This is a genomic window from Pseudomonas sp. PB105, assembly GCF_009764655.1.
GTDB lineage: Bacteria > Pseudomonadota > Gammaproteobacteria > Pseudomonadales > Pseudomonadaceae > Aquipseudomonas > Aquipseudomonas cyclaminis.
The window spans coordinates 35,176-56,356 of the sequence record NZ_RWIO01000038.1 but is presented as its reverse complement, the minus strand read 5'-3'; the positions used below and the strand labels follow the sequence as shown (position 1 = coordinate 56,356).

Below are 21,181 nucleotides of genomic sequence, written 5' to 3'. Positions count from 1 at the left end.
AATACCCGTTATCTCTGTGCTCAATTCGCACAAAACTCGCGTCGGGCCAGAAAAACGAAGCCTGATCCCAACTGATTTGGAGCATGCCCTTGTCAACACCTGGCGATAATCACCAGCTCGCGCTGGACCGTTTCTTGAACGAGCACCCCGATATAGCCGCAGAACTGAACACATTGAACCCGCTGGCAGCCCAGGCCAAAGGCGAAACCCAAGCCCAGTACCGCGCCGAACGGCTGCATGAAGCCTTCGAAGCGGAAGCGGAGCGCCAGGGTTTGTTTGCCTGGGAGTTGACGCTCAAACTCACCGCAGACACCCCGCAAGCCTTTGAGGCCCAGCGCCTGGAAGTGCACAAGGAAGTGGCGCAGATGGCCGGCCTGAGCTGGGTCGAATACTGCCAACTGCACGACTTGGCTGGCTGATACGCCCACTAAAGAAACCACGAGCGCCGCCGCCCATTGATGGCTTCGCACAGTTCGTCGACCGAAATCGTTCGCTGCTCAGGGTCCGCCGCCAGCGCAGAACGCAACGCCGGCCAGCAATGCCTGGGCAAGTGTCGGGGCCTGGGCACAGGCTTTTTCAACTGCCCCCCATCGGGACGGCTTCCCTGGGCCAACTCATAGATCACGCAGGCAGCGCCATACAGGTCGGCCCTGGCGGAGAGGTTTCCACCCGCCACCAATTCCGGCGCCGCATAGGCGGGTGTCCAGGCGTTCAAACGGCTGCGGCTCAAGGCCGGCAGCCCCGCAGCCTGCTGCACCTGCGCATGACCCAAACCAAAATCGAACAAGCGCACGCCCTGCTCGCCCACCATGATATTGGCGGGTTTCACATCGCCATGCAGCACGCCCTGCTGGTGGGTATACGCCAGTGCTTCCAGTAGTTGCATCGCGATGGGTTGCAACTCAGGCCACGGCAATCCATCCGGATACGCCTGGAGCCGTCGATCCAACGTCATACCGTGCAGCAATTCCATGGTGAAGAACGCAACCTGACGCAGGCTGTCGACCTCGAAGGCAAAGGTCCTGACCACGTGATCGTGGCGCAGACTTCGAGTCAGGGCGAACTCGCTGTACAGCAAGACATGACCATCGCAAGATCCAGCAAGCGTATCGCTCAACAGCTTCAATGCCACCCAGGCGCTGGGTTCGCCAAACGCCTCGTGCAGCAGGTCGCGGGCACGGTAGACAACCCCCATGCCGCCGGAGCCCAATACCCGTTCAAGGTGATAACGCCCGGCAAGCAGGTTCGGCGGGCCGAAGGTCGCGCTCATGGCTGGACCACCACGGCGGTCAGGTCATCCCGCGCCGCGCCGCGCAACACTTGGGCAAACAACCGATCCACCGCCTGTCGGGGCGTCCCCAGACTCAGGGCGTTGCCCAATTCGCCATGACTGAGCCCCTGATACAAACCATCGCTGCACAACAAAAATACGTCCCCCGGCTGGGTGCCGAGTTCCAGCACTTCCAGGCTCAAGGGCTGCCGGCCGCCAATGGCACGGGTCAAGGCCCGGGAGTGCGGATGAGCCTGAGCCTGTTCCAGGCTCAGTTGCTGCGTGTCCATCAACTGCTGCAACCGGGAATGGTCCCGCGACAACTGGTACAAGCGTTGACCGCGCCACAGGTAGCAACGGCTATCCCCCACCCAAATACAGGCGGCGCGATTCCCATCGAGCAACAGCGCAACCACGGTGCTGCCCATGATGCCCTCGGCGGTTTGTTGCAACGGCCGTCCCATCTGAGTGTCGAGCCATCGCAGGCAACGCCGCACGGCCTCGACACGTTCATCAAGACAGCCCTGGCCGGGTAATGAAGCGAGGCTGTTGATGACCCACTGGCTCGCCCTATCCCCGGCCCGATGGCCACCCATCCCGTCGGCTACCGCCCAGCAACCGTGCTGGGGGCAGTCGAGGAACGCATCCTCATTGCGCGAACGCGCGTTACCCCGCAGCGTTCGTCCGGCGCTGTCCCTCTGGATATGCAGCTGCCTCACAATTGCTCCGGCAGACGGAACGTGCGCCACGTCGCCAACTGAAACGGGCCTGGGTGGCGTTGGCTGGTGAGCAGGAAGTTGGCGCGCAGGCCAGCCAGATCGGCCTTGAGCAGGTGTGCATCCCGGCCGCTTGCAGGCTCGCTTTGCATCAGGTCGAAAAACCGGAATAACGACCAGGGGCCGGTGTTTTTTTCAATGCCCAGCGGCCGCTCCGCGCCCCGCTCCAGCACCAGGCTGCTGCGGCCATTGTCTGCGTCATTTGGCCAATGAAACGCCATCGGCACGATCGGGCCATGACGGTATTCAAGGTGTTGCCCACCAATGCTCAGAATCGCGCGGCTGACGGCCTGATCCAGACTGTAGGGCGCCAGCGTGAAGCGGACCGCCCAGTCCCCCTGTTCTTCAGTAAAAAAACCATGTCGAATCATCTGGGCCTTTGTCAGTTGCTCCAACAGCGAGCGCGACAACGGCAGGCTCCGGCCATCCAGGTTGCGCAGGCGATAGCGGCCACCCTCGGCACCGACAAAGGGCCGCAGGTAGCTGTCATAAAAGCGCGCCATGCCTCCACGAGGTTTGAAAAACTCCTGGAAATCGCCCAAGGCAACGTCGCTGCCGGCGTGGGCACTGAACGGGTAGCGGCGCTGAATCGCCTTGGCGTAAAACCCGTACACCTCAGTTTGATAGCGTTGATTGACATGCACATAGGCGTCATCAAGCAGCAGTCGCCAGCTCTCATCGGCAATGTCGCCAAACCAGCCCTTGAAAGGTTGCGGCAGGCGCACTGCAGCATCACGCACACGGCCCAGCAGCGGCTGCTGCCCTTCCATGCGTTGCTTGACCAGCTTGAACGCTGCCTGCTCCGGCGCGCCCTCGCGGTTCAGTGCCGCCAATTGCAGCTGCCATTCATCCAGCAGTCGCAACGCCTGCATCAGTTCTGCGCCTGGGTTCTGCTCGGCATCCAGCAACTGATGCAAAGGTTCGAATCGCCGCTGCAAAGCACGTCGCGCAGAATCAGAAGCCGCCGGTACCGACAGCTGGCTGGTCAGCACACTGGATGCCGCCTCTTGAACCGCCTCCCCCATTGCCTGAAGACGATCGCTGGCCGCCGACAAGCGGGTGTTCTCTCGCACCTGTTGCAACAGTTGCACCAGCGGTGATTGCACTGACGCCAATCCGGCAAGCCCATCGGCATGCTGCCGGACGCTGTCGCTGCGCTGCAGGCTGATCCGCCCCAGGGCCTGGCTCCAGGCATCCGCGTACTCGCTGAAATAGCGTTGTTCCAACTCCAGCATCAACTGGCGCAAATCCATGGCGCTCAGATCGCCGGCCTCCCCAAGCACCCAGTTATCCTGGGCGATTGCGTTGACCAGACGGGGGCCGTGTTTTTCAAAATAGTGCACGTACCGTTTGGTGTAGAAGCCCGGTATCGGCTGGTCGACAGCGGTGAGGCCCAGCCCTTCTGGTAGACGATGGGGCTCCAGGTTCCTGGCCTGGTCTCGCAGCACCCGATAGACCACATCCGCCAGAGACTCACCTCGTAACGCCTGCCGGGCCTGAGCCACCAGCTCGGTGTTCAGGGGCGCCTGGAAGGGTTGTTCAAGCATCCGCGAGAGGTGTTCGTTCAAGCGGCTCTGCGTCGAAGCCTCCCCGGCATACCGGGTGGACCAGTGACCGGCCATGTGCTGTGCCAACCAAGTGGTATCGCGCCGCTCCCGCAGGTTAATCATCAGGTAGGCCCGCAGCATGTCCAGCAGCCTCTCGCGATCATCAAGACTGGTGCGCACCTGTTCTTCGAGCAACGAGGTCACCTGCGGTAGAAACTGCTGGTGCAGCGCCTCTTCATAGGCACTGATCAACGGTGCACGGCTCACCTCGCCTTGATACAAGCCGGCCCTCTCCGTCCAGCGAGCCTCTCCCATCGACGGAAATACACGGGTCGCGGCCAACAGACCGTCCAGCAAGGGCAGCAACGTCAGGGTTTGGTCCGCGGCGGACGGACCCGGTGGCGGCGACTTGATTAGTTCCGCCAGCTGCATCAAACGCTGGTGGTTGACCCCATAACTGTGTGCCCACAGGCCTCCTGCCCCGGTGATGACCAGTACGGCGGTCAACGCCAGCAACCCTTGGCGTTGACGGATGCGTCGGCGCTCCGGTGTTTGCAATCCCGCGAGATTGGCCTCGGCAAAAATCACTCGGTTGAACAGGCCCTGGACGAAGTGGGAGCGCCTGTCGTCAGTCTGCGCGCACGTCAGGTAAAACCCGCGCAATCCGTTGATACGCTGAAAGCGGTGCGCGGAGAACGCAGACTCCACAAACAGACACAAACGCTCACCAATCTGCGCAGCCTGCCGAGGAAAATCAAGCATCTGGCCACGACGTCCGGCATCGCGTTCCTGGTGCAAACGCGGGATCAGCTCCGCTGCAAGGCGTTGCAACAGCGCCTCGAACGCTTCGCGCACCTGGGTCATTTCGGTACCGGCGGCGCTGGTAGTCAGCCGCTCCCCCAGCAAGGTGTCGACGCTGTCGCCGTGGGATGCATCGAAGAACTCGGCGAAACCCGGCAATCGGTCTGCCTGGGTCAGCACCAGATAAACCGGCACGTCCACATGCAGCTTCTGCTGGATATCCTGCAAGCGGCTGTGTACGTGGCGCGCATGCAGGTCCAGGTCGCGCTCATGGCCGCCTAGCAGTGTCTCTACCGCCAGCGTCACCACCACGCCGTTGAGCGGGCGCGCCCGGCACCGCCCTTTGAGCAAGCCCAGGAACGTCGACCAGCCGGCCCCATCGACTGCGCTATCAGGCTGGGCCAGGTAGCGCCCGGCACTTTCGACGAGTACGGCTGCGTCAGCCAGATACCAGTCAAAATACTGAGTTGCGCCCGGCGCCATCGCCCCGTCCCGATCCAGCGGGAACGGTGAGCCGCAGGCCGCCAGCAAGTGGGACTTGCCACTGCCCTGTTGGCCGATCAACAGGTACCAGGGTAAATCGTTGCGCCAACGTTCACTGCGCTCACCATAACGGTGGGAGATTTTCAGCGCGTGCAACGCCTCCTTGAAACGGCCGCGTACATGCCGGCGCTCATCGTCAATCAACCCCTGGCGTTGATCGCGTGCCTGCTGTTCAGGTTGGTTGATCCGTGCGGTACGACGTGCGCCCACCACGACCATCGCCAATCCCCACAGCAGCAACAGGCCACAGATGCTCAGCAGGCGAGACGTAGCACCTTGCCAGAACCGGTGGTCGCCCACCGCCAGCAACGGCCCGAAAAACCACACCAGCAGCGCGCTGGCCAACACGATAAGCAGGCTCCAGACCCAACTCTTGCGCAGCACTGTGCCCACGCCCTTGAAGAATGCGTTCATTCATTGCTCCCAGCGTTACAAGGACGACCGTGTCTGATCCGGCGCCAAAGGTTGAAAGGATTGCAGCACCGTCATGCGTTCAGTGCCCAGGACCCAGGCAAAACCTGAGTACATCGCCAGCAAACAGACCCATGTGAAGATCACGACCCGGGTAACGGAAATAATGCGCAAGCGTGCACCTGCCGCTGGGACAGTCGCCGTTGGCGTAGTCATCGATGGGCGATCACCACGCACGTGCCTGATCTGTCGGTACAAACCATCGCGCACGGTTTCCAGCTGCGACCCTCCACGATCCAGGACCCGGTATTTACCTTCAAAACCCAATGACAGGCACAGGTACATCAGCTCCAGCATGGCCAGGTGCTTGACCGGATCACGGGACAGGCGCTCCAGCAGTTGGAAGAATTTCTCCCCGCCGAACGTTTCATTGTGAAAGCGGCTCAGCAGGCTGGTCTTCGACCAGTCACTGCGATTGCCCCAAGCGGTCGTCACCACGGCTTCGTCAATCACGCTGCAGAGCACATAACGCGCCGACATGACCTGACTGTTTTCTGCACCCTGGTACAAGGCACGTGTTTCAAACGCGGTAATTCCAGAGGACAACCGGTCGTTGAGGCTCTGCAGGCTTTCCCGTCCGGCGTCGCCTTTGAGCTGAACCACCTGTGACAGCAGTTCCCAGGCGGCGGTTACCAGAGTGTTGGGCCCTATATTGAAGCTTTGTACCCCTTGCTGGCCGGCGGTATAGATCATCCGGTCTTCCAGGTGTTCGAAGCGCGGGGGCGTGGGAAAATCCGTCAACGCCACGTGCGCCGGGGCGCGGCCATCGCGGTCAAGCAGCACGGTTTTTTCGTCCTGCGGGTATTCACTGTCCATAGTCATGGCGTTCAGTTCCTGATGGCCCAGAAGTTGAGTTCAAGTTCGGCAAACTCGCCGCTGGCATGAAAGGCAAAACCACCGGATTGCTCCAACTGCGTGATGTCACGGGCGCCGAGTTCGAGCATGAAATAGGTCTTGCCGGCGTGAAATGGGATCTGTCGCGGCGCTACCGGCAATGGCTTGACCTTGATACCGGCCAAGTGCAGGTTGACCAGCTCGCGGATCCGCTCCACAGGTCCGATCTTGAGGTGCGCAGGCAGGCGGTGGCGTAATTCATCCGAATCACACTGAGCGGTCGCCGCCAGAATGAACGTGGCCGTGCCCAGCAATTTGAGGTCACTCACCGGGCACACCAGCACACCGTACTGACGCTGTTGCAACACCAGCTCAATGGCATGTTGCTCCAGCACCGACGACAGCACCCCGCGCACGCCCGCCATCAGGCCGCGAAAGCTCGCGGCCTGGTCACAATGCCGGTAATACCCTTCCAGCTGCGCACGTTTGCTGTCGGTGGCAAACGTGGACAACTCGCCGAGAACCGACAGCAACTCTCGATACAAGGCTTCCGGACGCACCTGCGTCTGACCCAGGTAGTGCCGCAATACCAGCTCCGTGCGATTGATCAATTGCAGCATCAGAAAATCGCCGACTTGAGCGCCCGATGCTCCACCATTGCCCTGGATGCGTTCGGCAATCGCATCCCCTCGGGTCGCGAGCAGGCTGAGTACTTCCTTGATGCATGACGATACGTAACCTGACTGCTGCAGATAAATGAATGTCGGTACAAAATCCGTGTCCAGCCGCACGCCGCCCTCAGGGGTCGAGTCCAGCACCTGGGCAACCTGAAGCTTCACATGGAGCGGGTCACTGGATTGCTCTCCCAGGAGCAATCGCAGGTCCGGCCGTGCGCAGTTGATCCGACAACGGGACTCGACTCCGGCGTTGGAGTCACCGATCTCCGACTCACAACTGACGTAACGTGCCAGCACTTCGCTTTGCTCTTGCCTGCGCACTTCTATCTGATTACCGATGACCAACGGCAACGCCAGGAACACTGGTTGCCCGCCTGTGTTGGCGGGCACCTGCAATACCAGCGGCGCCATCGCTGCGTTCAGCTCGAACAGGCTGCCATCAGGGAAGACACCACTGGCTTGATTCACGACCACTTTGCCCATGTTGAGGTACTGCACGTCGACCTCCAGACTCAGGAATCCCCAGCCATCACTGCCGAGCAAGCGGGTACGGTTGAGCTGCTGATGGTAATAGCGGTCGTTGTGCTGCAAATGCTGGGGGCGCAGCAGCATGCCTTCCTGCCAGATGACTTTATGAATTTCCATTTCAATCTTCCCTTCTGCTGGTTCGGATACCCGACTCGTCAAGAATCAGGTCCGCCCGTGTCAGCCGTTGCCGGGTCACGGGAAGCACAAACCGCCACTGCACGTGGGGCAAATTTCGATAGGCAGCCAAAACGCCGATATAACGACTGTGTGGTTCGACACTGAGCTTTAGCGCCAGCTGTTCACCAGGGCGCAGCTCCAGCTCTTCGCCATTGACCCAGTCCTTGGGTAATGACTGCTCGGCGCGACTATAGAGACTGAAGAAATCAGCATTTTCGAACGCCACCGGATGCCGTAGCTCAATCAGGTGCACAACCACTGGCGACGGACGACCGTGCAGGTCCGGGTTGACGGATTCGCTGGCTGCCAACGTCAGATCCAGCTTGGTCAAGGTGGAAATGGGTGAGACGCCGGCGCAACCGGCCAACAGCCCCAGAACGACAAGCATTGATACAAAAGGGATTCGATACATGACCATCATCCTGAGCAAGTCGTAAGCAACGTGGAGACAAGGCGCACCTGCTCTTTGTAGGCGTTGGAAAAATCGTTGCGCAACAGATGTTCGCCCGAGGCGGCCTCATCGATCAGCCGGCGATGATGAAGTTGGTAAGCCCGCCAATGAGCACCGTCGGTAGAGAACCTGCGCGGCTTACCTTGGCGTTCGAAGCACAGCCGCAGATGGTCGGGTGCAAACGCTGCCAGCGCGCCCCGCATGGCGGCGCGGCAGGCCACAACCAAGGCGAGTTGATGGATTTGGATCTCCCGGCATACCTCGGCAACCGCCAATTCGGCCGAACGCTGGCCTACCTCGGCGCTGCTCAAAAGCGACGCCAAGGTGGCCTGTATATCGGGGCAATCCTTCAGGGGATTGGGGCCTTTGAGCGGCGACGTGGCCCAATCCAGATTCAATTCACTGTTGAGTTCATCGCGGGTTCGCAGGCTCTGCTGCAACCCTTCGATAGATTGCCTGCACAGCCCCGCCACCTTGATGGCCATGGCCTCGCGACCCGCCGTGTCGAGCGCATCCATATCCATGCCCAGCGCTTCACCGAATTGCGCCCAGAAGACTTCCGTTGCTGGCGCAGCCACCGCAGCGGGTTGAGTACAGGCCTCGCGTGTGCCGGGCTCGGCCCATCTCGGCACGATCATATGATCGCGCTCTACCGCGCCGTGAGAAAACGTGCCGCCCGGCGCCTGCGCCGCAGATCGCCAGGTGTCTGGTTCGTCGGACGACGTGCTGTCCGAGGGTTCGTGCTCCAACACCTGCAACGGGTCCAGCCCGAGGAAGGCATCGTCAGGAATCGGGTCAGTGCTGGCAAACGCTCGCCGGTCCCGCGTCGAGCCCTGCCCCGTCAAGCCTGCGCGAATATCCATCGAGCCGACTTGATAGACATCACCTTCGCTGATCAGGCGAGCCTGGCCCTTCAGCAAACGCTCGGTACTTCCCGACACACCAATCCCGTTGCTACTGATATCGGTGAGAAAGTACTGGCCGCCTCGGTAACTGACCAAACCATGTTGACTGGAGAGCAAACGGCTGGGGTCGGGGATGACCCAGTCACAACCCGAGCCACGGCCGATCACGCCACCGACGCCGTCAAAAACCTTGCCGGCAGGCGGTTCACCGTCCGTGGTATTGCACACCTCTAACACTAACTGCATGGCAGGGTTCCCCAGTTCAATGGCCGCGACGGAGCGCATGGGGATCACCCAGCGGACGGTAGTCGGCATCATCAAAAACGTAATTGGCGTTACAGCCGCCCAGTAAACACAGTGCAAGCGCCAGGGCTTGACATGGACGAACAGGCATCAGGTATCTCCACGAAAAGTAAGGCCGGCGACGGCGCAAAAAACCCACATATTCTGCATTCAGCACTCTCCTTGGGCGGCGCCACAGGGGATGTTCAGGCGTGCAAGGCGATAGAGCAGCGTGCGACGTGCAACCCCCAGTTCGTGAGCGGTACGGGTTCGATTGCCACGGTTTTTGCGCAGGCAATCGATCAGGAACACCCGTTCAACTCGCTCCAGCCGCTGGCGCAACGTTGCATCCGCCGCCGTAGCCTCAGGCACTGGCGCGAGAGATAGATGTACCGGCAAGATCACGCTGTCGTCACAAAGCAATACAGCGCGCTCCACCAGGCATTTAAGTTCGCGGACATTGCCTGGGAAGGCGTGACTCGACAGTTGGTCCAGGGCTGCGCTGGACCACTCCACCGCAGTACGGCCCAGCGCGGTACAGGCGATTTGCGCGAAATGTCGCGCCAACAGCAACACGTCGCCCTCCCGTTCACGCAAGGCCGGAAGCTCGATAGGGAATTGCGCCAACCGGTAATACAGGTCCTGGCGAAAACTGCCTTCGGCCACCATCGCCGCAAGGTCACGGTGGGTCGCCGCGATAATGCGCACATCGACCTTATGCGCAGCGCTGGCGCCCAACGGGCGGATTTCTCCTTCCTGCAAAACCCGCAGCAGCTTGGCCTGCAGCGACAGCGGCATGTCGCCGATTTCATCAAGGAGCAACGTGCCTCCGTCCGCCGTATCGAATAGCCCGGCGTGGTTGCGCTCAGCGCCAGTGAAGGCGCCTTTGCGGTAGCCGAACAACTCACTTTCCAGCAGGCCTTCGGGAAAGGCGGCACAGTTTTGCACCACAAAGGCTTTGTTTTTGCGCGGCCCGGCCCCATGGATGGCCCGCGCCACCACCTCCTTGCCGGTGCCCGTCTCGCCGCGCAGGAGCACGGTATAGGGTGTGTTCAGTACCTTGCCGATCAAGCGGCAGGTTTCATCCATGGCCGCGCTCTTGCCGATCAGCCCATACACCGTACGCGGTATCGGCATGCAAACCTGGGCGCCGCCGGGCGCGGGGCGCATACGCCGCAACAAGGCAAGCTGGCTCAAGGCGAAGCTGCCCAACTGGCCCAACGAAGAGGCATATTCCTGCAAGGACACCGGATGCTGGCTGGCGCACAGCAACACGCCGGCAACGGTTTTGCGCCGACCGAACAACGGTACGCAGCACAACGACCGCCAGGGCATTGCCACTGCCGGCAAAAACCCGCTTTGGTACACGCTACCAGGCAGATCTTCCAGGCTCAGTGGACGGCACTGGCTGAGGACATAGTCCAACAACTGCTCTTGCTGGAAGTCAGGTCCGCAAGCCTGATTACACGGGGATAGTGCCCCAGGCAAATGCTGGGCAATCAGGTCGAGTCGACCCGTCGCCTCATCGCGCCAATACAACTGGCTGAGTTCACATTGACTCAGTTGCGCAGCCGCCGCGACGCACAGGTCCGGCAACGTACTCTCATCACTGTCGATCCCCATCCGGGTGATCCATGCCAGCAACGCATCGGCATAGGCCAGGGGCTGGGGTAATTGGGCGAATGCACTGTTCATCATCGGCTGAACTCGCATATCGGCTGCCCGTCACCATCCAGACGTGCATGAACCCTCGACAGAGACTCACCGATGGTCATCGCCTCCAGCAGACGATCGACCATCTGTGGCAACAGGTGGATCTCGATCCATTGGTCGATATACCGTGCCCCGCTGTCGCTATGGGAGCAACGCTCGGCCATATGAGCAAGCAGTTCAGTTGCATAGCTGAATACCAGCTTGCGCGACTGCAATCTTCGCCCCAACTGGTCGAGCTTGAGCCTTGCCAGGTCATGTAATACATCACCCGCGACCGGGTAATAAGGCACGACACGCATCCGGGCGAGCAGTGCTGGCTTGAAATAGTCGCGCAGCACGGGGCGGATTGCGTCTTGCAGCACTTGAGCGTCAGGCCGTTGGCCGCCTGCGCATAAGTCGACGATGCACTCGCTGGCCAGGTTGGAGGTCATCAGGATCAGCGTGTTGCGAAAATCGATTTCCCGTCCTTCACCATCATTGGCCAGCCCCTTGTCGAAGATCTGATAGAACAGATTCAACACCTCCGGGTCGGCCTTTTCGACTTCGTCGAGGAGCACCACCGAATAAGGTCGCTGGCGCACAGCCTCGGTCAACACCCCGCCCTCGCCGTACCCGATATAACCGGGTGGTGCGCCAATCAGCCGTGACAAGGCGTGCTTTTCCTGAAACTCCGACATATTTAGCGTGGTAACAAAACGCTCGCCGCCATACAGCAAATCCCCCAGAGCCAAGGCGGTTTCGGTCTTGCCCACACCACTCGGGCCCACCAGCAGAAACACGCCGACCGGAGCATCGGCCTTGTTCAGCCCTGCCGCCACCGCGCGCAGGTTGCGATCCAGCGCCTGTACAGCAGGTTCCTGGCCGAGAATGCGCGAACGCAGCGCATCGGCAAAACCGAGGACCGCCGCACTGTGTTCCAGGGACAGCTGTTCAAGCGGAATACCCGTCCAGGCGCTGATGACCTGCGCCACCACCCGCGGGCACACACGCACCGGTTCCGCCTGAGTTCGCTGTTCATGCCAGCGCTGTTCCAACGGCTGACGCTCGCTCTCGATAGCCGCCAGTCGAAGGCTCAATGCGTGCATGGCCTGCTCATCCACGGGGAGCCCGGCGTTCCTGTCTCGACTCAGCGCCTCGCGCTGGCGCGAGCCTTCAGCCTGTTGGGTACTCAGGCGCTCCAATGCCTCGGGCGCTGTTACCTGGCTGATTCGCGCACGTGCGCAGGCGGTATCCAGCACATCCACGGCCTTGTCGGGCAGTTGCCGACCGGCGAGGTAGCGGGCGCTCATCTGCGCGGCTGCGACGACAGCATCGTCACGGATGTACACGCCGTGACTGGTCTCATACGCCGGAACCAGCCCGCGCAGGATCGAGATCGCCTGCTCAACACTGGGCTCGCCAACCAGCACCGGTTGGAAACGTCGGGCCAACGCCGGGTCCTTCTCGAAATACTTCTTGTATTCCGACCACGTGGTGGCCGCGATGGTCCGCAACTCGCCCCGCGCCAGCGCCGGTTTGAGCAGATTGGCCGCATCGCCGGCACCCGCCTGCGCACCGGCACCCACCAGGGTATGTGCCTCGTCGATAAACAGAATCACCGGCTTCGCAGAGGCGTTGACCTCATCGATCACGCCCTTGAGGCGCCGTTCGAATTCACCTTTGATACTGGCACCTGCTTGCAACAGGCCCATGTCCAGGGTCAGCACCCGCACATCCTTGAGCGGGTCAGGCACCTGTGAGTTGGCAATGCGCAAGGCGAGGCCTTCGACCACGGCGGTCTTGCCCACCCCCGCCTCACCGACAAGGATCGGATTGTTCTTGCGCCGGCGCATAAGGATGTCGATCAACTGGCGAATCTCAGCATCGCGACACAACACCGGATCGATACGCCCTTCACCTGCCTGGCGCGTCAGGTCATGGGTAAAACGTTCCAGCAATGACTCGCCGCTGGTCACCGGCCTGATCTCAGCTACCTGGCTCAACGCAACATCGCGGACGCGCTGTGCGTCCAAACGGCTCAACAACGCCTGATAGCCACTGCCCGCATGCTGCAGTGGGTGGCGCAACAGCGCCAGTAACAGGGCGCCATGGTCCACTTCGGTCTGACGCAGTTCCAAATGCGCAACCAGCAACGCCTGTTGCAGCCATTGCACAAGCGCCAGGGCAAACACCGGATTACGCGACGCGCTCGTCTCGCCTTTGGGTTGCAGGGCGGCTTCCAGCTCGCCGACTTCAACCCCGGCATCGGCCAATGCCCGCTCCAGAAGCCCACCGCTATGCTCCAGCAGGGCCAGCAGCAAGTCTTCTACCAGCACCTCCCGTCCGCCCCGGGTAACGCAACGCTCGGCCGAGCGTTCCAGGTCTCGACGAACCCCGGGGCTCAGCGTCCGGATAAGTTGTTGCAGGTCTACATTCATCATAATCATCAGTCCCTATTGAGCATTGCTGGCCACAATGACCACACCGTCAGCGCACTCATGTGCCAGCCAACTGGTCCAACCCAGCCGACAGACGTTGTGTTCGCCGAGGTGCAGTGGCCTGATCTCGTCCCTGGCCAACACCAGGCGCAGGTCATATTCCAGTGGGTCTCGTGCGGTCAATCGCACCAACGAGCACAGTTGGGGATACTCCGGACCATTGGGCAAAAACCCATGAAAACGCCGCCAGTCCAGGCCCTTTACATGCACCCTGAACTTGCTGCTGCGGTCGGCGACCCGGCACCCCAATACCTGGTCCAACCCCAGCAAACTGTTGGCACCACCCAGCCGGTTTTGCTGCTCTAGAGCAATGCCAACCGTGCGCTCAACCCACTGCTCGATGTACACGCTGCTGTGCTTGAAGTAGTAACGCAGGACTGTCTCGATCAGGGCCGCCGAATGAGCCCGCAGGCTCAGCAGCCCCAGGTAAGGCAGCAACCGTTTGCAGTCCAACTGCGTCGCATCACGGATGTGCCTGCTCCCCAACCCCACCAGGGCAAACATCTGCTCGGAAAAGGCGTCGCTGGCTCCCGTCTGAAACCGCGCTCGATAGCGGTATTTACGCCAGATCGGCAGCATCAGTCGTTGCAGGCGGTGATGAAAAAGGTCCAGGAAATCTCGCGTCGTCGTACCGCCCACCCCTTCGGCAAATGCCTGCTCGCCATAAAACGCGGGCAATGGAGAGCCCGCACCGCATAACCCCAGCACGTTCAGGCGAAGACGCGCGTGCAACTGATCGCGCTCGACAAAAAACTCCAGCCGATCAATATCGTGACCGGGGAAACCAAGACCTGGGTTGGCCTGAAACTCCAACCGGTCATACAGCGCGTTGTCATCCAGCAACGGATGGGCATCACGCAGACGTTTGATCACCTGCAAAATCGCCTGATACAGCGAATACTCGCGAATGACACGGGACAGTTCGGTCAAAGCAGGGGCTGCTGGCCCATCCTGGGTGGCCATAGGTACACATCTCCTTGTGTGCTGATGACGCGTAGTTCATGGAAGGCATTGAGGCTGGCGTAAAGCGCGAAGAACTCGTTGAGCACCGACGCGAACACAAACACTTCGCCCGGCCCCAGGAAACCGTGTGGATCAACGGTCAGGTCGATCCGCAACCCCCGATAGGGCATTCCACGGTGCAAGCGGTCGACGGCGGTATGGCTGATGGACTGCAACGCACCTAACCTGATCTGGCTGACCTTGCGTGCCTGTCGATCGTGATAACGCGGCAGGTCATAGGTTTCGAGGATCACCTTCAGCGCCTTGATATCGCTCAGTGACAGATAGTTGAGTGACATGTTGCTGATAAGGCGCCAGAGAAAGTCCTGATCCAGGGGCGGCGCATAACTCGCGGTCGGCACGCTGATATTGCGAAATGACAACCCCTCCGGTGTCTGCTCGCAGGGCTGGTTGATCTCTCCGGCCCGCAGTTGCCGAGGCAGGTTGTGATTGGTACAGGTCAGCTCGATCGACAGTGTTTCCTGTGCATGCCCATGGCCGTTGCCCAGGCCCAGCCAGGTATCAAGTCCCGCGTGCTGCGTCGACTCGCGTTGGCGAATGCTGTAGCTGTTGGGCGCTGCCGATGCATCCGTATCGCCGTCATGCTCGAAGGATTCAAACGGTACGTAAGCCGCATACCCCAAGCCGCCAGGGCGCCAGCCCGTCACCTTGTCTACGGAAAACACGCTGGCGTTAGCGCGCGCATACTCGCCGGGAATCAGCAGGTATTCGTCCTGCTTGCCCTCAAGGCGAATCGGCACCGCATCATGCTGGAACAGGTTGACGATGGGCGTGCAGTACAGCTTCACGTTGTCCAGCGTAGGGCACTGCGTAGCCTGGCTCTGGGTGTGTAACCCGAAGCACAGCTTCACTCCGCAGATCTGCTTGAGTACGTCCTGGGGCAACTGCTGCAGCACATCCAGCCCTTGCACATCGACGAACAGGTATTTTTCCGGGAAAGCGAAATATTCCTGCAGGTGACGGTATCCGCGAAAGGTGTTCTGCGGGTAGGGAATCAGCGCATGCAGCTCGCAGAACCCCACCGGCTTCACCTGATCGGCGCCAACTCGCAGGCACAAAGCCTGGCCATCCGCCCCCTTGATTGCCAGGCCATCGCAGCCGAATGGCTGCAACTCGATCCCGTCAACGTGGCGCAACAGACTCAGGTACAACCCCTGACTGACATAACGGTCTCCCGCCAGATGCAGGCGCACATGATCGAACGACCACTCACTGAAATTGCCCTCGGCACTCATCTCCAGACGCAGGCTAAACAGCGCCCGCTCGCCTTGGGGGCTGTAATCCAGTGCACTCAGTTGCAGTGGCAGGACCCGGGTGGCATAGCAGGTCCTAAAACGGCAGCGCTCGCCGTTGATCGCCGAGCTTTCCACGGGGGTGTCCCGTGGGACCATCACACCCGGCCCAACCTGCTTCAACGGGTCAAACTGCAAGATGCTGAACGCCGGTGTCGGCCGCATGTAGTTGGGCCACAGCAGGTGCATCAAAGAGTGAGTCAGTTCAGGTAACTCGTCATCCAGCTTCTGGCGCAGGCGACCCGTGAGAAAGGCAAAGCCTTCCAGCAGGCGCTCCACATCAGGATCCTGACCAGCCTCGCCAAGGAACGGGGCAAGCGCAGGATTACGTTCAGAGAAGCGCCGGCCCAGCTGACGCAACGCACTGAGCTCACTTTGGTAATACTGGTTAAAGGACATCAGGCAACACCTCTACCTGCCCGGCATCACGCAGGTGCGCGGTGAACGCCACAGGCTGCGTCTCACCGGCTATGCATAACGTGGCGTCGATGGCGAATGCCAAGGCCAGAGGATCATGACCACGCGGCAGTGCCCTCACGCGTACCTGCTTCAAGCGTGGCTCGTAGGCCCGGATAAATCGCTCGATCAACACGCGCGACTGGCTCAACGACTCATGCAGGCTGCGGTGCATATCATTGAGGTCCGGCATGCCGTAATCCGGCAGTGTCTGTACGCTGCCGGCACGGATGCTGAGCATTTTCCCCAAGTGAGCCGCAACGGATGTCACACCGTTTGCCGGGTCAGCCGCAGGCTGTTCAAGCCGCTCGAAAAGGCTTCTGTTGCGGGTCATCCCTTGGCCCCTGCTCATTCTTTATCGAGCTTGCCAACCAGGGACAGCGTGAAGTCAGCCCCCATGTATTTAAAATGCGGTCGCACACTCAGGTTGACGCGGTACCAACCCGGCTCGCCCTCGACGTCACTGACCACGATGCGCGCGGCGCGTAATGGCCGTCGCCCACGCACTTCTGCGCTGGGGTTTTCCTGGTCGGCAACGTATTGGCGAATCCACTTGTTGAGCTCCAGTTCCAGATCGGTACGCTCCTTCCACGAACCCAACTGCTCCCGTTGCAGGACCTTGAGGTAATGGGCCAGACGGTTGACCACCATCATGTAGGGCAGCTGCGTGCCCAGGCGGTAATTCAGTTCGGCTTCCTTGCCCTCGGCGCTGATGCCGAAACTCTTGGGCATCTGCACGGAGCTGGCGGAGAAGAACGCGGCATTGTCGCTGCCCTTGCGCATCGTCAGGGCAATGAAGCCTTCCTGCGCCAGTTCGTATTCACGACGGTCGGACACCAGTACTTCGGTGGGGATCTTGGTTTCGATCTCGCCCATGCTGTGAAAGTGATGCAAGGGCAAGTCTTCCACTGCACCACCGCTTTGCGGGCCGATGATGTTCGGGCACCAGCGGAACCGCGCGAAGCTGTCGGTCAGGCGCGTGGCAAAGGCGTAGGCGGTATTGCCCCATAGGTAGTGCTCGTGACTGTTCACCACGTTTTCCCGATACGCAAACGTCTTGACCGGGCACTCCAGGGGATCGTACGGCGTGCGCAGCAGGAAACGCGGCACGGTCAGCCCGAGATAGCGCGCATCTTCGCTCTGGCGCAAGCTCTGCCATTTGGCAAACTGCGGGCCTTCGAAGTGGTCCTTGAGATCCTTCAGGTCAGGCAGGCCGGTGAAGCTTTCCAAGCCGAAGAAGCCTGGCCCGGCGGACGCGATAAAAGGCGCATGGGCCATGCATGCCACGCTGGAGGCGTATTGCATCAGCTTCACATCGGGGGCGCTGGGAGACAGAAAATAGTTGGCAATGATTGCGCCCACAGGCTGGCCGCCGAACTGACCGTACTCAGCGCTGTAGATATGTTTGTAGAGCCCGGACTGGGTCACCTCAGGCGAGTCTTCGAAGTCATCCAGCAGGTCCTGGCGCGAAACGTTGAGCAGTTCGATCTTGATGTTTTCCCGGAAGTTGGTGCGGTCGACCAACAACTGAAGGCCCTTCCAGGATGACTCCAGGGCCTGGAACTGCGGATGGTGAAGAATTTCATCCATTTGCTGGCTGAGTTTCTCGTCAATTTCAGCAATCATCCGGTCGACCAGGCGCTTCTTGACCGGTTCTGCGCTGTTCTGCGGCTTGATCAGCTCTTCGATAAATGCCGAGACGCCACGTTTGGCAATGGCGTAAGCCTCGTCGTCAGCACTCAGCAACGTTTGAGCAATGATGTGATCGAGAATGCTGGACTCGTCAGCGGTGTGTACAGGCAACGTTTTTTGCTGTGTGGTCATGGTGTCAGTGTCCTTTTACTGAAAATGCTCAGACGGTGTGGTCGCTCAACCCCAGCTCAGCCAGTACCCGCGCGCGGGCCCCGTCATCGGCCAGCGCCTGCTCGATGGCCTTGCGAAAGCTCGGTGTGTTGCCCAGCGGCCCTTTGAGTGCCATCAACGCCTCACGCAGCGCCATGAGCTTGTGCAGCTCGGGGATCTGTTCCACCAGGCTCGCGGGGTTGAAATCCTTCATCGAATTGATGCGTACCTGAATCGCCAACTCTTCGACGTCGGGGTCGGCCTGGAGGCGATTGGGCACATTCAGGGTCAGGCTCAGCGCCTGCTTGGCCAGCACCTCGTCAAGGGTGTTCTTGTCGATGGCGATGGGCTTGCGATCTTCAAGCTTTCGCACGTCCTCACGCTGGGTGAAGTCCCCCAGCACCAACAGTTTCAATGGAAGTTCGACCTCTTCCTGCGCACCACCGATAGCGGGTTTGAAGGTGATATTGATGCGTTCCTTGGGTGCTACCGAACCTTCTTTGGCCACGGTATTTCTCCTTTTATGGATGGCTCGAAAGCCTATTCAAGTACCGCTTCGAGATCGAAGAGGCACAGCCTGCGATGGGTGTCTTCCTTGCGCTCGCGCACGGCGTGGTCTTGGGGCATCAGGTCGCAACAGCGGTACAAAAGTTGGGTCACCTGAAGGGCCAGCTCCGGCTCCCAGCGCTCCAGGCCCGTGCGCTGGAGTTCGAGATCCAGGTGTTCCAGCTGAATCTTCGCCAGCTCATGTTTGCCCGCCTGTATGCACACCCGGGCCTGAGCCAGACGCCAATGAAATCGGGCGCGGTCTCCGCGGGCGGCATGCAAGCCCTGCTTGAGTTCCTGTACCGCAGCCTTGAGCCCATCCTTGCGCAACCGGGGCACCACGTTCTGCAAGGCGAGCTCCCATGGCTCACCGTCAACCACCACGCCGGAGGCCTCCGGGGATTGCAGGTGAGGAGAAACGTGCAGGGCGATCCAGTCGCGGGTCATGGCGTCGGCAAAGGGCGCGCCATCGAAAAAGCGAAACTCCGGCAGATCGGGCAAGCGTTGCAGCAACAGGGCGAAGCTCACTTCCAGCTCGGTCATGGCCAGGCCAGCCTGCTGGGCTTCAAGGCATTGCCAGAGCATGCGCACGCCGTCGAACCAGAACATCGCGCTTGAGAAACTGGCCTCAAGTTCAAGGATCAAGTCGGCATGATGGCCTTGGGCAAAGCGCTCGTGATAACGCTTGAGTTTGTCGGGCGCAGGACCACGCAGCGCAGTGAGCCGCTCACTGTCGGCGTCCGGATAGCTGACGAGAGCCAGCCATGCCAGTGTCCGGTTCAAGCGCAAGGCACGCAGGTCGGTGGCGCTCTGGCGTAACCACCAGGTACACAATGGACGGGCCTGTTCCTGTAACGCGCGCAGACATTTATGCGCGTCTTTTTCGTTGTTTACCGTCGGTTCGGCTTTAAGCCGTTCAGTCGCAGCCTGTTTGACTTGGGCAATCACACTGCCCAACCCTACGGCAGGCGTTTGGCCTTGCGCGGCGCGAGCCAACAGCTGGTCCCATTGCCGGCGAATCGGCAGCAGCAACGGCGCGTCATCCGTCAGATGCTCAGCCCACAGCTCATCAAGGCGCGCCAACTGCTCAAGTAAAGCTCGGAATACAGGTTGCTGGCCCTGAAGAGATAGGCTTTGCGCCGCCAGTGTTTCTAGGCGCAAAACCAACCAGCCGAACGCAGCGCCACGGGTACGCAGTTTTTTCGGATACACCGCCGACCAGTGATGCTCACACAGCTGGCGCAGCAAACCGAGGCCTGCCAGGAGCCCGGTAAAGGATTCGCGCTGGTGCAACGCCCAGGTCAGCCAGACGGCCACCCGCAGATCCTTGGAGTGCTCGCGCAACAGGTACTCGCTGGTCTCCTGGATCTTCTGCCAATCCGGTTGGCCGGCGCCATGTAAGGACTGCCCCTTTCCCAGTTCGGCTTCCAGCGCTTCGTATTCAGCCGAAAAGCGCATATCGCTGCCCGCAAAACTTGTTGGAGAACAGGGTAACTGGGCAAGTTCACGGTAATAAGCGCAACGCTTTTCTGAATAGTCCATTTGAAACCGTATGCGACTGATCGATACATTATCGACAGACCAAGCGAACTAAGCAGTCGCATCAGAATGCCATCCAAACTTTGTAAACCTGCTACAAAGTTCAAAAACATTAGCCATGCAAAGCCCATTCATCAAGCATCGGAACCAAACTTAAGAAACATCCTACAACCCAATTAAAACAGGGCATGCGCAGGTTTTTGCGCAGTAAAAACAGGATAAACTGCCCAGCCTACTCAAGAGACTCAATATCCAGCGCATTGAGACATGAGCAAACAAATGCGCACTTATGCGCAACTAAATTCTTATAAAACCACTAAAATCTCCCCACAATTCCCAACATCCAGCAAACTGCGATCACAGCCCCTTTGTTTTTATTAGCTTGCGCACTTTCCGGCACAGTTCTTGTTATAGGCATTTGACCAGTCGGCGCAGTTGCCGATTGGAATTACTTTTTAATCAGGCAAGGAAACCAGTCATGCCAACACCCGCGTATCTCTCTATCACCGGTGTAAAACAAGGTTTGATCACGGCAGGCACATTTACCCAGGACTCGGTAGGGAATATTTTTCAGGAAGGCCATGAGGACCAGATTCTGGTGCAGGCGTTTTCCCATCAGGTAATCATTCCCCGCGACCCACAGTCGGGTCAGCCAACGGGCCAGCGGGTGCACAAGCCGCTGATGGTCAGCAAGGTCTTCGATAAGTCCTCGCCACTGCTGTTCAGCGCATTGACCAGCGGTGAAGAGGTCAAGTGCCGGCTGGAATGGTTTCGCACGTCCTCGGCCGGCACCCAGGAACACTACTTCACCATTGAGCTGGAGGGCGCCACCCTTGTAGACATCCAGTCGCGCATGCCCAACTGCCAAGACCCCGACAATGCCCACTTCACACATCTGGAGGACGTGTACTTCACCTATCGCAAGATCGTGTGGACACACGAAGTGTCCGGCACGTCTGGGTCGGATGACTGGCGCAGCCCGGTAGCCGGTTAACTCGGGCTCGCGCAGAAACGGCCGCCACGGATGGCGC

At 60.1% G+C, this 21,181-nt stretch carries 18 protein-coding genes; 2 read left to right on the top strand and 16 right to left on the bottom strand.

Features of this window, described 5'->3' with window-relative positions; genetic code table 11:
- The first annotated feature begins 89 nt into the window (after positions 1 to 89).
- Positions 90 to 419, top strand: coding sequence for a DUF6388 family protein (locus EJD88_RS08495; protein WP_099583254.1), 330 nt, complete (start codon positions 90 to 92; stop codon positions 417 to 419).
- Positions 420 to 427: 8 nt separating this feature from the next.
- Here EJD88_RS08495 and EJD88_RS08490 read toward each other — a convergent pair whose 3' ends face one another.
- From EJD88_RS08490 to tssA, 16 genes are read right to left on the bottom strand one after another with little or no spacing between them, the layout of a single operon-like run.
- Positions 428 to 1,270 carry a serine/threonine-protein kinase gene (locus tag EJD88_RS08490; protein WP_099583220.1) on the bottom strand — a complete coding sequence of 281 codons (843 nt, stop codon included), beginning with the start codon at positions 1,268 to 1,270 and terminating at the stop codon, positions 428 to 430.
- The gene (locus tag EJD88_RS08485; protein WP_158877785.1) at positions 1,267 to 1,980 is read right to left on the bottom strand and encodes a PP2C family serine/threonine-protein phosphatase; all 714 of its coding nucleotides are present in this window, start codon (positions 1,978 to 1,980) and stop codon (positions 1,267 to 1,269) included. Before EJD88_RS08485 ends, EJD88_RS08490 begins: the two co-directional genes overlap by 4 nt.
- 5 nt (positions 1,981 to 1,985) lie before the next feature.
- Positions 1,986 to 5,351 (bottom strand): type VI secretion system membrane subunit TssM, encoded by a 3,366-nt coding sequence (gene tssM / locus EJD88_RS08480; protein WP_158877685.1) that lies wholly within the window; start codon positions 5,349 to 5,351, stop codon positions 1,986 to 1,988.
- A gap of 15 nt (positions 5,352 to 5,366) precedes the next feature.
- A complete protein-coding gene (gene icmH / locus EJD88_RS08475) occupies positions 5,367 to 6,230 on the bottom strand; it encodes a type IVB secretion system protein IcmH/DotU (RefSeq protein WP_158877683.1) in 864 nt (287 codons plus the stop codon).
- A 5-nt stretch (positions 6,231 to 6,235) separates the two neighbouring features.
- Positions 6,236 to 7,564, bottom strand: a complete 1,329-nt coding sequence (gene tssK / locus EJD88_RS08470; protein WP_099583218.1) for a type VI secretion system baseplate subunit TssK — start codon at positions 7,562 to 7,564, stop codon at positions 6,236 to 6,238.
- A gap of 1 nt (position 7,565) precedes the next feature.
- The gene (tssJ, locus tag EJD88_RS08465; RefSeq protein WP_099583217.1) at positions 7,566 to 8,036 is read right to left on the bottom strand and encodes a type VI secretion system lipoprotein TssJ; all 471 of its coding nucleotides are present in this window, start codon (positions 8,034 to 8,036) and stop codon (positions 7,566 to 7,568) included.
- A gap of 5 nt (positions 8,037 to 8,041) precedes the next feature.
- Entirely contained in the window at positions 8,042 to 9,226 is a 1,185-nt protein-coding gene (tagH, locus tag EJD88_RS08460) for a type VI secretion system-associated FHA domain protein TagH (RefSeq protein WP_158877681.1), read from the bottom strand.
- Positions 9,227 to 9,242: 16 nt separating this feature from the next.
- Positions 9,243 to 9,374: a type VI secretion protein gene (locus EJD88_RS27185; RefSeq protein ID WP_256673659.1), complete on the bottom strand. Its 132-nt coding sequence runs from the start codon at positions 9,372 to 9,374 to the stop codon at positions 9,243 to 9,245.
- A 59-nt stretch (positions 9,375 to 9,433) separates the two neighbouring features.
- The gene (locus tag EJD88_RS08455; RefSeq protein ID WP_099583215.1) at positions 9,434 to 10,960 is read right to left on the bottom strand and encodes a sigma-54-dependent Fis family transcriptional regulator; all 1,527 of its coding nucleotides are present in this window, start codon (positions 10,958 to 10,960) and stop codon (positions 9,434 to 9,436) included.
- A complete protein-coding gene (locus EJD88_RS08450; RefSeq protein WP_158877679.1) occupies positions 10,957 to 13,395 on the bottom strand; it encodes an AAA family ATPase in 2,439 nt (812 codons plus the stop codon). Before EJD88_RS08450 ends, EJD88_RS08455 begins: the two co-directional genes overlap by 4 nt.
- A 12-nt stretch (positions 13,396 to 13,407) precedes the next feature.
- Positions 13,408 to 14,415 (bottom strand): type VI secretion system baseplate subunit TssG, encoded by a 1,008-nt coding sequence (gene tssG, locus EJD88_RS08445; RefSeq protein ID WP_112195667.1) that lies wholly within the window; start codon positions 14,413 to 14,415, stop codon positions 13,408 to 13,410.
- Positions 14,379 to 16,166, bottom strand: a complete 1,788-nt coding sequence (gene tssF / locus EJD88_RS08440) for a type VI secretion system baseplate subunit TssF (protein ID WP_158877677.1) — start codon at positions 16,164 to 16,166, stop codon at positions 14,379 to 14,381. Before tssF ends, tssG begins: the two co-directional genes overlap by 37 nt.
- On the bottom strand, positions 16,156 to 16,557 hold the full coding sequence (gene tssE, locus EJD88_RS08435) for a type VI secretion system baseplate subunit TssE (RefSeq protein ID WP_158877675.1): 402 nt from the start codon (positions 16,555 to 16,557) through the stop codon (positions 16,156 to 16,158). The genes tssF and tssE overlap by 11 nt, the downstream gene beginning before the upstream one ends.
- 14 nt (positions 16,558 to 16,571) lie before the next feature.
- Positions 16,572 to 18,047, bottom strand: a complete 1,476-nt coding sequence (tssC, locus tag EJD88_RS08430) for a type VI secretion system contractile sheath large subunit (protein ID WP_099583210.1) — start codon at positions 18,045 to 18,047, stop codon at positions 16,572 to 16,574.
- Between the two features lie 28 nt (positions 18,048 to 18,075).
- Complete coding sequence (gene tssB / locus EJD88_RS08425; RefSeq protein ID WP_112195675.1) at positions 18,076 to 18,573, bottom strand: type VI secretion system contractile sheath small subunit; 498 nt, start codon at positions 18,571 to 18,573, stop codon at positions 18,076 to 18,078.
- 32 nt (positions 18,574 to 18,605) lie between these two features.
- Complete coding sequence (gene tssA / locus EJD88_RS08420) at positions 18,606 to 20,153, bottom strand: type VI secretion system protein TssA (RefSeq protein ID WP_158877673.1); 1,548 nt, start codon at positions 20,151 to 20,153, stop codon at positions 18,606 to 18,608.
- Positions 20,154 to 20,628: 475 nt separating this feature from the next.
- Between tssA and EJD88_RS08415 the strand changes: the two genes are divergently transcribed.
- The gene (locus EJD88_RS08415; protein ID WP_099583207.1) at positions 20,629 to 21,144 is read left to right on the top strand and encodes an Hcp family type VI secretion system effector; all 516 of its coding nucleotides are present in this window, start codon (positions 20,629 to 20,631) and stop codon (positions 21,142 to 21,144) included.
- Positions 21,145 to 21,181 lie beyond the last annotated feature (37 nt).

What these genes read in the sequence shown, in the direction of transcription:
- tssM (WP_158877685.1), bottom strand. Translation starts at nt 5,351, where the DNA reads ATGAACGCATTCTTCAAGGGCGTGGGCACAGTGCTGCGCAAGAGTTGG.
- tssA (WP_158877673.1), bottom strand. Translation starts at nt 20,153, where the DNA reads ATGGACTATTCAGAAAAGCGTTGCGCTTATTACCGTGAACTTGCCCAG.
- EJD88_RS08415 (WP_099583207.1), top strand. Translation starts at nt 20,629, where the DNA reads ATGCCAACACCCGCGTATCTCTCTATCACCGGTGTAAAACAAGGTTTG.
- tssE (WP_158877675.1), bottom strand. Translation starts at nt 16,557, where the DNA reads ATGACCCGCAACAGAAGCCTTTTCGAGCGGCTTGAACAGCCTGCGGCT.
- EJD88_RS08450 (WP_158877679.1), bottom strand. Translation starts at nt 13,395, where the DNA reads ATGATGAATGTAGACCTGCAACAACTTATCCGGACGCTGAGCCCCGGG.
- tssJ (WP_099583217.1), bottom strand. Translation starts at nt 8,036, where the DNA reads ATGTATCGAATCCCTTTTGTATCAATGCTTGTCGTTCTGGGGCTGTTG.
- EJD88_RS08455 (WP_099583215.1), bottom strand. Translation starts at nt 10,960, where the DNA reads ATGATGAACAGTGCATTCGCCCAATTACCCCAGCCCCTGGCCTATGCC.
- icmH (WP_158877683.1), bottom strand. Translation starts at nt 6,230, where the DNA reads ATGACTATGGACAGTGAATACCCGCAGGACGAAAAAACCGTGCTGCTT.
- EJD88_RS27185 (WP_256673659.1), bottom strand. Translation starts at nt 9,374, where the DNA reads ATGCCTGTTCGTCCATGTCAAGCCCTGGCGCTTGCACTGTGTTTACTG.
- tssK (WP_099583218.1), bottom strand. Translation starts at nt 7,564, where the DNA reads ATGGAAATTCATAAAGTCATCTGGCAGGAAGGCATGCTGCTGCGCCCC.
- tssG (WP_112195667.1), bottom strand. Translation starts at nt 14,415, where the DNA reads ATGGCCACCCAGGATGGGCCAGCAGCCCCTGCTTTGACCGAACTGTCC.
- tssC (WP_099583210.1), bottom strand. Translation starts at nt 18,047, where the DNA reads ATGACCACACAGCAAAAAACGTTGCCTGTACACACCGCTGACGAGTCC.
- tagH (WP_158877681.1), bottom strand. Translation starts at nt 9,226, where the DNA reads ATGCAGTTAGTGTTAGAGGTGTGCAATACCACGGACGGTGAACCGCCT.
- EJD88_RS08490 (WP_099583220.1), bottom strand. Translation starts at nt 1,270, where the DNA reads ATGAGCGCGACCTTCGGCCCGCCGAACCTGCTTGCCGGGCGTTATCAC.
- tssF (WP_158877677.1), bottom strand. Translation starts at nt 16,166, where the DNA reads ATGTCCTTTAACCAGTATTACCAAAGTGAGCTCAGTGCGTTGCGTCAG.